The following is a 14,024-nucleotide window of genomic DNA, read 5'->3' as shown; positions in this document are numbered from 1 at the left end:
GTTGGAACTATTTATCTGCTGCCGGTTCCGCAAATACTTCCTGCGCGACGCGAAACGCATCGACCGCCAGCGGCGCGCCGCAATAAACGGCGGCGTGCAGCAGCACTTCGCGGATTTCCTCCCGGCTCGCGCCGTTGTTCACCGCGCCGCGCAGATGGCCCTTCAATTCCTGCGAGCGGCCGAGCGCGGTCAGCATGGCCAGCGTGATCAGGCTGCGCGTCTTCAGCTCCAGTCCGTCGCGGCACCACACCGTGCCCCACGCGTTGCGCGTGATGAAATCCTGCAGCGGCAGGGTGAATTCGTTCGCGTTGGCAAATGCCTTGTCGACAAACTCCTCGCCCATGACCTGCTTGCGCACGGCCAGTCCGTCCTTGTATTGCTGATCCATGATGCGGTGTCTCCGTCGATGCAGGCGCGCAGGCGCTGCGATTGATGTGCCGGAAGCGGCAGCGCGCGGCATCGCGTTCGCGCTCCGGAAGAGATTCGCATTATATAAAGGCGGGCCGCGGCTTTGGCGGTGAAGGAGGGACTACCGCATTTCTACCATGGTGGACAAAGTCGCAACGGCGGGCGGCGATGGCCGAGGCCTTGTGCAGGCTTGCGGGAAACGCAACGCAGCCCGCCCTCTTCACTGCACGGAAATCCGCACGGCGGTGACTGCCTTGATGTCCGACGCATGAGCAAGATGCGGCAGGCGCGCGCCGTTGGCGCGCCGAAAACATTCTTGCCGCACGCCACCGCGTCCTCCCCGGAAAAACTCGCATCTTTTCGGAAACGCATCAATATGCCGCGCCCGCAAAACCGATAAGGTGATCGGCACGCGTCTGTGCAAACCTCCTGCCGCACGCCGCGCTCACCGGGGCTGACAAGGGATGAACGATTTCACGATCGACTGGTCGCAGACGCTGCTCTACGCGGCCATGCCGTGGATCGTGATCATCGGCCGCGTGCCGTGGGTCGCCACCATCGCGCTGATCCTGCTGGCGCTGCTGGCGACCATCGTCATCCATGCGATCGGCACCCGCATCCTCGAACGGCTGGCCGCACCATTCAAGCTGTCGCGCCGGCTGGTTCGGTACGGCAACCGCGCCGGCGCGGCGATGGTGTTCTTCATGGCAACACAGGTCATTTTGCGCAGCGCGTCGAGTGAATTGCCGCTGATCGATCTCGTGCGCCACATCAACAGCCTCTGCCTGATCGCCGCGCTGACCTGGCTCGCGCTGCAATGCGTACAGGCGATCGAGCACACCATCATCGAAATGTATCCGGCCGATTCGCCGGACAACCTGCAGGCGCGCCGCGTGCAGACGCAGACCAGGGTACTGGGCCGCTCGTTGATGGTGCTGATCGTGGTGATCGGCGTCGGTTCGGCCATGATGACGCTGCCCTTCCTGCGCCAGTTCGGCACCAGCCTGCTGGCATCGGCGGGGTTCGCGGGGCTGGTGGTCGGCTTCGCGGCCAAGCCCATCCTCGGCAACTTGCTGGCCGGCATGCAACTCGCGCTGACGCAACCGATCCGGCTCGAAGACGTGGTGATCGTGCAAAACGAATGGGGCTGGATCGAGGAAATCACCGGCACCTACGTCGTGATCCGCATCTGGGATCAGCGGCGGCTGATCGTGCCCTTGCAGTGGTTCATCGAGAATCCGTTCCAGAACTGGACCCGGAGCTCGTCCAGCCTGCTGGGCTCGGCCTTCATCTGGGTCGACTACCGCCTGCCGCTCGACCCGCTGCGCGACGAAGCCCTGCGCGTGTGCCGCACGGCACCCGAATGGGATGGCCGCCTGTGCCAGGTGCAGGTGGTCGATACCAGCGAGCGCGCCATGCAGTTGCGCGTGCTGGTCAGCGCGCCGGATTCCAGCAAGGCGTGGGACCTGCGCTGCCGGATGCGGGAAAGCCTGGTCGATTTCATTCAGCGCGCATATCCCGATTGCCTGCCGCGGCTGCGCACCGACGTGACGGCGATGCAGGACATTGCCGAGCGCGGATCGGCGGCGCAACCCGGCAGCCCCGGGCAGCCGTGAGGATCACCCCAGTACCAGCTGCGTCTGCGTCACCACCGCGCACAGCCTGTCGTCCGCGGTCCTGATTTCGGTCTGCCACACCATGGTGGTCCTGCCGCGATGGAAGGCCGTGCAGACGCCGGTGACGGTGGCCCCGGACGGCGCGGCGGCGATGAACTTCGTGCTCGATTCGACGGTCGTGGTGCGCTTGCCGGGCGCGAGTGTCCTGAGTTGGAAATTCGTTGCAAATAAAAGTGATGAAATCGCGACGAGACAAGGAAAAAAGCACAGCAAGGCCGAGGCCTTGCGAGCATTTTTGACGCAGTATCGGTGTGATTCTCGTCATCTTTTATGCAGCGAATTTCCAACTCAGGACACTAGGTTGAGGAAGGTGCCGACCGCGCCGAGCGTGTCGGCGAACGCCATGATCGCGCCGCCATGGAGGATCGCGCCGACGGTACACAGATCGGGGCGCACCGTCAGCGTGGCGGCCACGCGTTCCGGCGCGACTTCAGTCAATTGCACGCCCATCAGACCGGGGAACAGCGGCGCGAGCATGGCCTGAATCGATTCCGGCGTCATTCTCATCTCCTGGGATGTTGGTGGCGGGCGCTGCGCAACTTGTGCCACAGCCAGCCGGTTGCGCCTCCCGCGAGAAAGGCGGCAGCGAGCGCGAGGCCGTCGCTCATCGCGCCGGACGGCGCAGGCGCAAGCACTTGCGCGAGTTCATGCGATCGTATCTGCGTCATTTGCGGAATCTGCTCGATGCCGTAAATGCACAGCTCGCCCGACGGCAGCGAGCAGAAGCGCTCCTTCGGACATTGCGTGAGGATTTTCTGCGGCGCGCCGACGCCGCATTGCGCGCCCGCGCCCTTCAGCACCTGCAGCGTGACGTCGGGGTACCTGGTGATTTGCTCTGGCATGGGACATCCGATGATCCGTCACGCGGCGCTGGCTGCAGGGAGAGTCCCGGCTGGCGGATGCGCCGCGCGGGATAGCGTGGGATTACGCGCGACGGCCGGATTAACGGTATCGGTATTGCTATTGCCGCAGACGCTGCAGAATCGTCGCGGCCTGCAGGCCCGCCACCGCATGACGCGCCTGCTCCCATGTCGTGAGCAGCTCGCCCATCGAGTCCTGCATCATGCGCGAGGCGGCCAGCACCGCCTCCATCGGCGTCGCCGCATTGTCGCGCGCGGCTTCGATGCGGGCCAGCAATTGCTCGAGCGCGGCGTGATGCACCGGCGGCGCGCCGTCGAGCGCATCGCGCAGCAAATGCCGGCGGAACTCCTCGAACGCGGCGGGATCCTGCTGATGCAATGCCATCAGTGCATTGAAGTCGGGAAGCCGTATTTCCATGCTCATCGCGCACTCCTGTCCATGTGGTCATGACAGGTATAGCGCCGCCGGCGATGGCGTTTGTTGCGGCTGATCAATTCAACAAGCCGCCGCCCCTGTCACAGCGCAAACGCCTTCCTGCGCACGCCTGCATTTCACGAAGCGGAGAACGCAATGCGGGATTTGCCTTGATTTTCATCAAGCAGAAAATATCCTTGCGGATCATGGAGATAGGCAATGTTATCCACCCTTATCCACAGAATTGACCACAGCAAATGTGGGTAATTTCGCGCCGGCTTCGCGTTCAGTGCGCGACCGATTTGGAAAACACGTTGAGCACGACGACACCCGCGACGATCAGCGCCAATCCGATCAGCGCCGGCGCATCGAGCGACTGTCCGAGAAAGATCCAGGCGATCAGCGTGATCAGCGCCACGCCCGCGCCGGACCAGATTGCGTACGCCACGCCGACCGGCACGGTGCGCAGCGTCAGCGAGAGGAAATAGAATGCGATCGCATAACCGGTAACGACCACCAGCGAGGGCAGGAGCCGGCTGAAGCCTTCGGATGCCTTCAAGGCCGAGGTGGCGATGACTTCGGACACGATCGCGATGGAGAGAAAAAGCCACTGCATGAAAGGACTCCCGTGAATGTCGCCGCGCCCGATGCAGGCGCGCCGCACGGGATTGTAGCGGCATTATCCGCGGCACATCGGTGCATCCTGGCGCCAGCCGCGTCAATCGACCGCGCCCTGCTCGCGCAGCCAGCGCACAAGCTGCTGCAGGCCGGACTGATTGATCGAGATGGCGCTGGCAACGATGTCGCCGGAGACCTCTTCCTTGATCTGCACTTCGACACAAGAGTCGTTGCCGGGATGCAGCGTGACGACCAGTTGTTCCACCCCGACCGTGGTGGCATTCTGCACGATGGCTTGCCCGCTGTCGGATGCGTGAAATGTCGAATGCATGTTTTTCTCCTGAGGAATACGCGTGGACCTGCGCCGCTGCGACGCATGAGCATCATGCATGCCGCTCCCCTTTGAAACCATACAGCGGCATCGCGTTCCATTCGTTCGACGATCAGGACAAACACCCCTGCCTTGCCGCACCGCCGCGCGGCATGACGCGCAGCGGCATCCTGACGGGTGTGCCGACGCCGAACCTCAACGGCCTGCTCGGCCTCGTGCGCCTGTACGGGCGCACGCACGGGATGTATCCGCAACAATCAGAAGCACTGCATCCACACGCCATTGCGCTGGCAAAGCCTGCCGCTGTTGTCCAGATAGGTGCCACCGGCACCGCCCTGATAACGCGTGCCGCCGGGACTCCAGCAGCCGCCGGCATCACAGGTCGTCACCGGCGATGGCGGCGCGGGAGTGACCGGCTGCTGCACGGACGGCGGCGGGGGTGGAGAGGGAATCCTGATCGGCGGCGCAGGCGGCATTGCAGAGCGTTCGATATTCTGTGGAACCGCGCGTCTCGGAGCGACAGGCTTGTCCGTTGCCGGCTTTTCCTTCTGCACCTGCTCGCCCCTGCTTTCCGGCGCATTCTTTTTCTCGGAGTGCGCATGCGCGCATGCAACTGCCTGAAGCATGAAAACCATGCCGGCGAACATCCGGATGAGTGGCATGAAGCGCGCAATCATGTCGATGCCTTGCATCATCATGACCATTGGACCGCGCCCTTGGCCGCTTGTTCGATTTCCTTTTTTCAATCCGGCAAGGCAAGCCGATCAAGACTGCCGCGTCGTCGTCCGCAAATCCTGAACCAACGGGCCTGACGTCATTTCAGGAAGCGGCCGGCCCTGGACTCCAGCAGCGCCATGAGATCTAGCTGCATGTAGTCATACTCATCCGGGATATCGAGACAGATTACGCGCTTCCCATTCAGGTAGCGCCTGAACTTCGTCGACAGTCTTGTCCGATGCGTCTTTTCCATGACGAAAATGATGTTGGCCCATGCAATCTGTTCCGGCGACAGCGGAACCGCTGCGTCCGCGCCCAATCCCGCCGAATCGGTTTCGACCTCAGGCCACGTTGCGAAAACGTGTTCGGCGGTCGGACTCCGCAGCCGGTTATGCGTACAAAGAAACAATGCGCGCTTCATGGATCGCTATCCTGGGCACTGCGCAGGATGTCTTCGCGTACGTTTGATGGAATCATCGTGAGGATTCAAGAAATTGTTGAAGTGTAATTGGCAAGCCTCGCTATTGAATCAGCCGGTTTGCTGCAAGCCATCCCATGTCAGTTCGAAGCGCGCCAGAAACTTCTTGAGGCGGTCCGCATCGTTCGGCTTTTCCTTGACGCTGCGCGATACGGAAAACAGCTTGCGGCCGGCGTCCGACAGCGACTTCGATTGGCGGCACACGCCGATCACCGCCTTCAATTGCATGGCATCGAACAGGTCGAGCTGCGCCACCCGTTCCCGCCCCAGCACGGCATCCAGATCCACATCGCCCTGGTCGATGTTTCCGCCCGCGTAGGGCCGCCACAGCCGCTGCAGGCGCGTCGTTTCATCCTGCACGATCGCGTCGGTAATCCGGCCCGCTTCTGCCAGCGTTGCCATCCTCAGCATCGAGGCGGACAGATCACGGAAGTTGCCGACCCAGCGCGCCGCCGGCGACATGGCGAATTGCATGTAGCGCGCGCGGGCTTCCTTGTTGAAGCGCACCATCTGGCCATGCTCGGCTCCGAACTGCGCAAGCAGATAATCGATGTTCGGCTCGATGTCCTCGGGGCGGTCGATCAGGCCGGGCAGTTCGTAGGTCCACAGGTTGATCCGCGCGTACAGGTCTTCGCGGAAGCGGCCCGCCACGACTTCCCGCGACAGGTCGCGGTTGGTGCCAGCAATGAGCTGGAAGTCGCTCTGTACTTCATGGTCGCCGCCGACCGGCAGGAAGCGCTTTTCCTCGATGGCTTTGAGCAGCATTGCCTGTTCGTCGAGGCCGAGTTCGCCGATCTCATCCAGGAACAGCACGCCCTTGTGCGCGGTACGCAGCAGGCCGGGACGGTCGGATGCCGCGCCGGTGAATGCACCCTTGATATGGCCGAACAAGGTCGAGGCGGCACCGTCGCCATGCAGGGTGGCGCAATTGATTTCCACGAATCTGCCGTCGAGCTGATGCCGCGCCTTCTTGAGCTCGTATGTCCGGCGGGCAAGGAAGGACTTGCCCGCGCCGGTCGGCCCCATCAACAGCATCGGCGCCTTCGACTTGATCGCCACGCGCTCGATCTCGTCGATCATCTCGTTGAAGCGCGCATTGCGTGTCGCGATGCCCGACTTGAGAAAGGCGACGCCTTCCTGCTGCTCGCGCGAAAAGCGCTGCGCGATCTGGTCGTACTTCGACAGGTCGAGATCGATCAGCGCGTAGCTGCCGGCATCGCCGATCGTCTGCCGGCGCGGCGGCGAGGTTTGCAGCAGGCGGCCGGGAAAGTAGCGCGCCTCCGTCATCAGGAACATGCAGATCTGGACCACGTGCGTTCCGGTCGTGATGTGGATCCAGTATTCCTCGTTATCCGGATCGAAGGGATAGTGCCTGGCGAAGTCGAACAGGTTGCCGTACACGTCCTCGAAATCCCACGGATCGGCAATCTGCAATTGATGCGGCGTGACCTGCGTTTCCGGCGACACCGAGGCGATATCGCGTCCGACGAGTTCCGCCAAATCGCCGTGACGGCCGCTGTAGAGCAGCTCGAGACGGTCGATCACGAGGTCTTCATGCTGGGTCAGCGCGACCGTCGGCCGCCACTTCTCCCAGCGCCCGCCGCCCTTGCCGCCGTCGAGTTGCGTGCCGACGAAACCGATGACCACGATGCGTTTGCTTTTCATTTCGTATAAATATTTATCTTTTTAGATAATTTATCACGAAATCAGGGGACGCTCGTCTTTTCGCGCCTCACATCTCGAATGAAAAATATTCCCTTGTAAATCAAATACTTGTCATTCAATTTTCGCCTCTGTACATCATCTGGCACACCCGTTGCAATAGGAAGGGTACAACCAACGAGAAGAGGGAAATGAAAATGGCAAACGCCAACTTGTTCCGGAGCCAGAAGGGCAAACTGTTGCCGAACGCGAACGCGATCAACTTCGAGCAGGCGCCGGCATACCGACTGCCGCCGCAACAGCTGCTGGCGCAATACGCAGCGACCGGCTGCCTGAACGCGACCTTCTACGCGAGCGCCGAAGCGCAACTGGACACCGTGCTGGAATTGAGCAAGGAGGTCGATACGCGCTTCATCGCGCAGACCGCGATCTACTGCCGCGAACGCGGCTACATGAAGGACATGCCGGCGCTGCTGACTGCCGTGCTGGCCGCAAAAGGTGCCGCCGAATTGACGCCCGTGTTCGATCGCGTGATCGACAACGGCAAGATGCTGCGCAACTTCGTGCAGATCATCCGCTCCGGCGCGGTCGGTCGCAAATCACTCGGCACGCGTCCGAAGAAACTGGTGCAGGCATGGCTGAACACTGCCTCGGAAAAGGCATTGCTGTCGGCCGCGGTCGGTAACACGCCATCGCTGGCGGATGTCGTGAAGATGGTGCACCCCAAGCCGACCGAGGCCTGGCGTGAAGCCTTCTTCGCCTGGCTGATCGGCAAGCCGCACAACGCCGATGCCCTGCCGCCGAATGTGAAAGCGTTTGAAGCGTACAAGCGGGATCGCGCGCAGCCGCTGCCGGACGTGCCGTTCCAGATGCTGACCGCACTGGAATTGTCCGACGCCGCATGGGCGCAGATCGCCTTGCAAGGCGGATGGCAGATGGTGCGCATGAACCTGAACACGTTTGCGCGGCGCGGCGTATTCCAGCTGCCCGGCATGACCGAAGCGATTGCCGCAAAGCTGCGCGATGCCGAGGCGATCGCGAAGGCCAGGGTATTCCCGTACCAGCTGATGGCGGCGTACTGCTCGGCGACGCAGGAAGTGCCTCCGGCGATTCGCGAGGCATTGCAGGATGCGCTGGAAATCGCGCTGGCCAACGTGCCGCAGATCGCGGGCAAGGTCGTCGTGTGTCCGGACGTGTCGGGATCGATGAGTTCGCCGGTGACCGGCTACCGCGCTTCGGCATCGACGGCCGTGCGTTGCATCGATGTCGCCGCACTAGTGGCCGCCGCCATGCTGCGCAAGAACGCGGGAACCTCGGTTCTGCCGTTCGAGAACGATGTGGTGAACATTGACCTGAATCCGCGCGATACGGTGATGACCAATGCGCAGAAGCTGGCGGCGATCGGCGGCGGAGGCACGAATTGCAGCGCACCGCTGGCACTGTTGAACAAGAACAAGGTGCAAGCCGACCTGATCGTGTTCGTCTCCGACAACGCGTCATGGGTGGACGCGACCCGCCATGGCGCGACGGCAACGATGCGCGAATGGGAGACGTTCAAGCAGCGCAATCCCGATGCAAAGCTGGTGTGCATCGACATCGCGCCTTACGGAACGACGCAGGCGGCTGAACGCATGGATGTGTTGAACATCGGCGGTTTCTCGGACGACGTATTCAACATCGTTGCGGCCTTCGCGGCTGGGCAATTGAGCCCTGCACACTGGGTCGGCGAGATCGGGGCGATTGGAATATAGGAGGAGGTCATGGGTTGGGTGATCCGGATAGGAAGAACAGGTTTTGAGCGCGGTGCGAATGCTGGTGTGATTACATCTTTCCAATGTTTCGTCACATCAAGTTCTTGTCACGCCGTCGCTCAAGTAATGGTTACCCCGAATGCGGGCAGGACTACATCGGAAAAAGCCGGTTCGATGCCGGCCTGCCATGCCGAACAGGTCTGGCAGAATGTCCTGTCCACCCTTGTCGGGATGGATTGAGTTGTGCGCGCGAATGCGGAAAGAACTACATGTGTCCCCGGTTCGAATCCGGGCGGGTGCAAAGGCATCCGTAGCTCAGCGGGTAGAGCAGTGTTTCTTTCAATGTTGTCGCGCCGCTTGAACAGTTTTGGCGAATGCCGGTGGAACTACATCACTTGTAATGAGGAGGTTGCGGGTTCGAATCCCGCCGGTGGCAAATCAACGTCGCCGTAGCTCAAGCGGAAGAGCGCCGTGCGGGAAACCGCACACCGTTTCACCACTCTTGTCGCCGATTTTTTTGATGAATGCAGATGGAATTACATGGTAGAGCACCGAAGTCCGCTTCGGCCGTCCCCGGTTCGAATCCGGGTTGGCGCAAGCCAATAGCTCAGCAAGGATTTCATCGCCACTTGTCATCGCCCCGGTACATTGAAGAAGAGAAGATCATGAAACACGAAACATACGATGTGCTGACTATCGAAGGCGGCCGTCCGGTCAAGATGTGGACCAGGGGTGTGCCGGTGGAAGAGGAAGCGAAGCGCCAGCTGGCCAATATCGCGCGGATGCCGTTCATCTACAAGCATGTTGCGGCCATGCCGGATGTGCATCTGGGCAAGGGTTCGACGATTGGCAGCGTGATCCCGACGCTCGGCGCGATCATTCCGGCGGCGGTCGGCGTGGACATCGGTTGCGGCATGATGGCAGCGAAAACCACCTTGACGGCCAAGGACCTGCCGGACAACCTGGGACCGCTGCGCAGCGCGATCGAAAAAGCGGTGCCGCATGGCATGTCGCCCAAGACGCGCGGCTTCAAGGGGCGCGACAAGGGTTCCTGGGATAGGCCGCCGCAGCCGGTCAATGCTGCCTGGACGCAATTGAAGGATGAATTCGATGCCATTTGCAACAAGACGCCGAAGCTGAGGAACACCAACAACTACAAGCATCTGGGAACGCTCGGGTCCGGCAACCACTTCATCGAAATCTGCCTGGATGAACAGGGCTTCGTGTGGTTCATGCTGCACTCGGGTTCGCGCGGCGTCGGCAATGCGATCGGCACGCATTTCATCGAGCTGGCGAAGCAGGACATGCGCACGCACTTCATCAACCTGCCGGACCAGGACCTCGCCTACCTGCCGGAAGGCACAAGGCATTACGACGACTACGTCGAGGCGGTGGGCTGGGCGCAAAGGTTTGCGCGCATGAACCGTGAAGTGATGATGCAGAACCTGATCGCCTCGGTGCGCACGGTGATCACGAAACCGTTCGAGACGCATGTGGAAGCGGTGAATTGCCATCACAACTACGTGCAGAAGGAACGCCACTTCGGCAAGGATGTGCTGGTGACGCGCAAGGGCGCGGTGTCGGCGCGCGCCGGCGAGCTCGGCATCATTCCGGGTTCGATGGGGACCAGCAGCTACATCGTGCGCGGCAAGGGCAACCCGGAAAGCTTCCACAGCTGCAGCCACGGCGCCGGGCGCGCGATGAGCCGCACCGAGGCGAAACGCCGCTTCACGGTCGATGACCAGGTCAGGGCGACCGCAGGCGTGGAATGCCGCAAGGATGCCGATGTGATCGACGAGATCCCGATGGCATACAAGGACATCGATGCAGTGATGGAGGCGCAACGCGATCTGGTAGAAGTCGTGCATACCCTGAAGCAGGTGGTGTGCGTGAAAGGCTGATGCTGCGAGGCTGATGCTGCGCATCCGCCACCCGTGAAATACCTGCCACCGGCCATGCATGGGCTAGCCTGCCATGCGCGGCCGGCGATTTGATTGCAACAGGAAAGAACAAGAAGAAGATGATGATTGAACTGGATGGATCGATGGGAGAAGGCGGCGGCCAGATCCTGCGCACGGCCTTGACGCTGTCGATGATCACCGGCCAGCCGTTTTGCATCCGCAACATTCGCGCCAACCGCGCCAAACCCGGCTTGATGCGGCAGCATCTGGTTGCCGTGCAGGCTGCGGCGCAGGTCTGCGATGCCGAAGTTGCCGGTGCAGCGGTCGGCTCGCGGGCATTGAGCTTCGCGCCGAAGGCCATCAGGGGCGGCGCGTACCGATTCGCGATCGGCACCGCGGGGAGCTGCACGCTGGTGCTGCAAACGCTGTTGCCGGCCCTGCTGTTCGCGGATACGCCGGCGACGGTGCATGTCAGCGGCGGCACGCACAATCCGCTGGCCCCGCCCGCCCAGTTTCTGCAACGCGCCTATTGCCGCGCACTGACGAAGATGGGCGCGACGCTCGACATCCGGCTGGAGCGCTTCGGCTTCTATCCGGCCGGCGGCGGCGAGGTCGTGGCGCACGTGCAGCCATGCGCGCAATTGCGTCCGCTCGAACTGATGTCGCGCGGCGAGCGCAAGGCGGCATATGCCGAGTGCTTCATCGCCGGCGTGCCGCCCGGCGTCGCCAGGCGCGAACTCGAATGCGTCGGCACCGGCATGGGCTGGGATGCGTCGCAGTTGCTGGTACGCACGCTTCCTGGAGAGCAGGGGCCGGGCAATGCCTTGCTGATCACGCTCGACTACGAGCATGTGATCGAGGTGTTCAGCGGATTCGGCGAAAAGTCGGTGCGCGCGGAAGCGGTCGCGCGCCATGCGCTGCAGCAGGCACGGCACTACATCGCCTCGCATGCGGCCGTCGGCGAATATCTTGCGGATCAGCTCATGCTGCCGATGGCGCTGGCGGGCGGCGGGTGTTTCACGACCGCGCGCATCTCGATGCATGCAAAGACGAATGCGCAAGTGATCGAATACTTCCTGCCGGTATCCGTGAGCTTCGGTGAGAACGGGGGCATCAGCACTTGCGTCATGGCAAAGCGATGAGGGCATGTGCGATCAAAAAACAATCTGATCGCATGCCGATGAATGCGTCGTCGAACCGCTCCTGCGCTGCGTTTTGCAGGGGCGGGGCATGGCCGTAACGGCGTAAACGCTACACTGTCGGCTTTGTCCGCCTTCGCGCAGGCAGCTTTCCTCCCCGACTCTTCCGATTCTTCCGACACAACCGACCATGACCACCTTCAACATCGAAAACGTCAACGTAACCTCCTTCGACTCCATGCCGACGCCGGAGGAGCTGCATGCGCGCCTGCCCTTGTCGGACCAGGCGGGCGCTGCTGTCATGCGCGGGCGCGAGGCGCTGCGCAACATTCTGGATCGCAAGGATCCGCGCCTGTTCGCAGTGGTCGGGCCCTGCTCGATCCACGATCCGGTCGCGGGGCTCGACTATGCGCGCCGGCTGAAGGCGCTGCAGGATGAAGTGCAGGACACGCTGCTGTTGGTGATGCGCGTCTATTTCGAGAAGCCGCGCACCACGACCGGCTGGAAGGGCTACATCAACGACCCCGACATGGATGACTCCTTCCACGTCGATCGCGGCATGGAGAATGCGCGCAAGTTCCTGCTCGACGTGAGCGAACTCGGCTTGCCGACGGCGACCGAGGCGCTCGATCCGATTTCGCCGCAATACCTCGGCGACCTGATCGCGTGGACCGCGATCGGCGCGCGCACCACCGAGTCGCAGACGCATCGCGAAATGTCGTCGGGCCTATCGACACCGGTGGGCTTCAAGAACGGCACCGACGGCGATATCGGCATCGCGGTCAATGCGATCCTGTCGGCCTCGCATCCACATTCCTTCCTCGGCATCAACGGCCAGGGCCGCGTCGCGATCGTGCGCACCAGCGGCAATCCCTATGGCCATGTGGTGCTGCGCGGTGGCGACGGCCGCCCGAACTACGACACGGTGTCGGTGGCGATGGCGGAACAGGCGCTGGCGAAGGCGAAGCTGCCGGCCAATATCGTGGTCGATTGCTCGCACGCAAACAGTTTCAAGAATCCGGAATTGCAGCCGCTGGTGATGGCCGATGTGGTGAACCAGGTCCGGCTCGGCAACAAGTCGCTGGTGGGCGTGATGATCGAGTCGAACCTCGTGGCCGGCAAGCAGGCCATTCCCGACGACCTGTCGCAGCTGAAGTACGGCTGCTCGGTGACCGACGGTTGCGTCGGCTGGGACACCACCGAAAAGATGATCCGCGACGCGGATGCCTTGTTGCGCGGCGTTATCCGCGAACGTCAGGCATGATCCTTTCTCCCTGCGCCCGGTTCGCACTCGCGCAGCCGGCGCGACGGCCGGCGCAGGTTCTCAGGCAGCGCGCATGATCATCTGCATGATCAACTAATACTTCTGCGGCTTCAGCGGTCCCTTCGCCGGCCGTTTCCGGTGCGGCAAGGTGATCGCGATCGGATCGCTGGCGGGGAAAGTTGCCTCGACCGAATCGTCCAGCAAGTCTTCCATGCGCTGATCGGCATCTGCCGAACTCAGATTACGTTCCATCACATCTTGCGCGGTCGCCTCATCCGCAGTCACATCCTTCGGCGTCACTGAACGTGAGTCACGCCCGGGCGATGAAGGAAGTGGTGCGGCGTGTTTCTTCGGCTTTTTGCCTATGCTTCTGCTGAGATTCGCCATTCGGTTTCTCCGGTGAGGTCGAGGGAAGATGTTTGCATCATTCGTGTTCCGGTAAACCTGCGATGTGCCGGCATGCAAAAAGTTTCAGGCTGTCTCTGTGGCGATGCAAAAATATTTGCCGCCCCGCGGCTAATCCGCTCGGCAGTGGGCATGCAACACCTGTTGCAAAGAAATACGGCTGTCACATTCCCGACGTATCGTGCAAAAACGCAACTCCATGCCACACAGACCAGCTTGATGGCCGCAACCCGCGCATGGCCCGCAATGCGCCGACGCACCATGCCGGCAAGGACATCGCGCGCATCTATACCGAGCTGACCAGGATCACCGACCGCGACGGCAATCCCTTGCGCTGGAGCATGATGTAAGCAGAAACGCCTCCCTTTCCGCCGCCTGGAACATGCCGGATGCACAGTA

The 14,024-nt window shown here is 62.0% G+C and carries 18 protein-coding genes; 7 read left to right on the top strand and 11 right to left on the bottom strand.

The window, feature by feature from the left end; all coding sequences use genetic code 11:
• Window positions 1-7 precede the first annotated feature (7 nt).
• Window positions 8-388 (bottom strand): 4-carboxymuconolactone decarboxylase, encoded by a 381-nt coding sequence (pcaC, locus tag D3870_RS00555; RefSeq protein WP_119741471.1) that lies wholly within the window; start codon window positions 386-388, stop codon window positions 8-10.
• Window positions 389-872: 484 nt separating this feature from the next.
• On the opposite strand from pcaC, the gene D3870_RS00550 reads away from it, so the two are divergent.
• Window positions 873-2,024, top strand: coding sequence for a mechanosensitive ion channel family protein (locus D3870_RS00550; protein WP_119735785.1), 1,152 nt, complete (start codon window positions 873-875; stop codon window positions 2,022-2,024).
• Between the two features lie 3 nt (window positions 2,025-2,027).
• On the opposite strand, the gene D3870_RS00545 is transcribed toward D3870_RS00550, so the two are convergent.
• The 4 genes from D3870_RS00545 to D3870_RS00530 all read right to left on the bottom strand — a co-directional run bounded on the left by D3870_RS00545 (window position 2,028) and on the right by D3870_RS00530 (window position 3,368).
• A complete protein-coding gene (locus D3870_RS00545) occupies window positions 2,028-2,297 on the bottom strand; it encodes a PaaI family thioesterase (RefSeq protein ID WP_119735783.1) in 270 nt (89 codons plus the stop codon).
• 75 nt (window positions 2,298-2,372) lie between these two features.
• Window positions 2,373-2,585: a PaaI family thioesterase gene (locus D3870_RS00540; protein WP_242489805.1), complete on the bottom strand. Its 213-nt coding sequence runs from the start codon at window positions 2,583-2,585 to the stop codon at window positions 2,373-2,375.
• A gap of 2 nt (window positions 2,586-2,587) precedes the next feature.
• Complete coding sequence (locus tag D3870_RS00535; protein ID WP_119735781.1) at window positions 2,588-2,926, bottom strand: hypothetical protein; 339 nt, start codon at window positions 2,924-2,926, stop codon at window positions 2,588-2,590.
• 118 nt (window positions 2,927-3,044) lie between these two features.
• A complete protein-coding gene (locus D3870_RS00530) occupies window positions 3,045-3,368 on the bottom strand; it encodes a DUF3135 domain-containing protein (protein ID WP_119735779.1) in 324 nt (107 codons plus the stop codon).
• A 23-nt stretch (window positions 3,369-3,391) separates the two neighbouring features.
• On the opposite strand from D3870_RS00530, the gene D3870_RS00525 reads away from it, so the two are divergent.
• On the top strand, window positions 3,392-3,607 hold the full coding sequence (locus D3870_RS00525) for a hypothetical protein (protein ID WP_147375674.1): 216 nt from the start codon (window positions 3,392-3,394) through the stop codon (window positions 3,605-3,607).
• A gap of 38 nt (window positions 3,608-3,645) precedes the next feature.
• Here the strand turns inward: D3870_RS00525 and D3870_RS00520 are convergent, their stop codons facing one another.
• The 5 genes from D3870_RS00520 to rtcR all read right to left on the bottom strand — a co-directional run bounded on the left by D3870_RS00520 (window position 3,646) and on the right by rtcR (window position 7,168).
• The gene (locus D3870_RS00520; RefSeq protein ID WP_119735776.1) at window positions 3,646-3,975 is read right to left on the bottom strand and encodes a DMT family transporter; all 330 of its coding nucleotides are present in this window, start codon (window positions 3,973-3,975) and stop codon (window positions 3,646-3,648) included.
• 102 nt (window positions 3,976-4,077) lie between these two features.
• The gene (locus tag D3870_RS00515; RefSeq protein WP_147375673.1) at window positions 4,078-4,308 is read right to left on the bottom strand and encodes a hypothetical protein; all 231 of its coding nucleotides are present in this window, start codon (window positions 4,306-4,308) and stop codon (window positions 4,078-4,080) included.
• 257 nt (window positions 4,309-4,565) lie between these two features.
• Window positions 4,566-5,012 carry a hypothetical protein gene (locus D3870_RS22240; protein ID WP_158590353.1) on the bottom strand — a complete coding sequence of 149 codons (447 nt, stop codon included), beginning with the start codon at window positions 5,010-5,012 and terminating at the stop codon, window positions 4,566-4,568.
• Window positions 5,013-5,122: 110 nt separating this feature from the next.
• Window positions 5,123-5,446 (bottom strand): low molecular weight protein tyrosine phosphatase family protein, encoded by a 324-nt coding sequence (locus D3870_RS00505; RefSeq protein ID WP_119735770.1) that lies wholly within the window; start codon window positions 5,444-5,446, stop codon window positions 5,123-5,125.
• Between the two features lie 108 nt (window positions 5,447-5,554).
• Window positions 5,555-7,168: an RNA repair transcriptional activator RtcR gene (gene rtcR / locus D3870_RS00500; RefSeq protein ID WP_119735768.1), complete on the bottom strand. Its 1,614-nt coding sequence runs from the start codon at window positions 7,166-7,168 to the stop codon at window positions 5,555-5,557.
• 194 nt (window positions 7,169-7,362) lie between these two features.
• On the opposite strand from rtcR, the gene D3870_RS00495 reads away from it, so the two are divergent.
• The 5 genes from D3870_RS00495 to D3870_RS00480 all read left to right on the top strand — a co-directional run bounded on the left by D3870_RS00495 (window position 7,363) and on the right by D3870_RS00480 (window position 13,220).
• On the top strand, window positions 7,363-8,916 hold the full coding sequence (locus tag D3870_RS00495) for a vWA domain-containing protein (RefSeq protein WP_119735766.1): 1,554 nt from the start codon (window positions 7,363-7,365) through the stop codon (window positions 8,914-8,916).
• Window positions 8,917-8,925: 9 nt separating this feature from the next.
• Entirely contained in the window at window positions 8,926-9,156 is a 231-nt protein-coding gene (locus D3870_RS21890; protein WP_147375672.1) for a hypothetical protein, read from the top strand.
• Between the two features lie 425 nt (window positions 9,157-9,581).
• Window positions 9,582-10,817: an RtcB family protein gene (locus tag D3870_RS00490; protein ID WP_119735764.1), complete on the top strand. Its 1,236-nt coding sequence runs from the start codon at window positions 9,582-9,584 to the stop codon at window positions 10,815-10,817.
• A gap of 122 nt (window positions 10,818-10,939) precedes the next feature.
• On the top strand, window positions 10,940-11,959 hold the full coding sequence (gene rtcA, locus D3870_RS00485; protein ID WP_119741469.1) for an RNA 3'-terminal phosphate cyclase: 1,020 nt from the start codon (window positions 10,940-10,942) through the stop codon (window positions 11,957-11,959).
• 187 nt (window positions 11,960-12,146) lie between these two features.
• Window positions 12,147-13,220: a 3-deoxy-7-phosphoheptulonate synthase gene (locus tag D3870_RS00480; protein WP_119735763.1), complete on the top strand. Its 1,074-nt coding sequence runs from the start codon at window positions 12,147-12,149 to the stop codon at window positions 13,218-13,220.
• A 93-nt stretch (window positions 13,221-13,313) separates the two neighbouring features.
• On the opposite strand, the gene D3870_RS00475 is transcribed toward D3870_RS00480, so the two are convergent.
• Entirely contained in the window at window positions 13,314-13,607 is a 294-nt protein-coding gene (locus D3870_RS00475) for a hypothetical protein (RefSeq protein ID WP_147375671.1), read from the bottom strand.
• Window positions 13,608-14,024 lie beyond the last annotated feature (417 nt).

Source organism: Noviherbaspirillum cavernae, assembly GCF_003590875.1.
In the GTDB taxonomy this organism is placed as follows: Bacteria; Pseudomonadota; Gammaproteobacteria; order Burkholderiales; family Burkholderiaceae_D; genus Noviherbaspirillum; species Noviherbaspirillum cavernae.
Note: the sequence above shows the minus strand (reverse complement) of the source record. Positions and strands in the feature narration are given on the sequence as shown.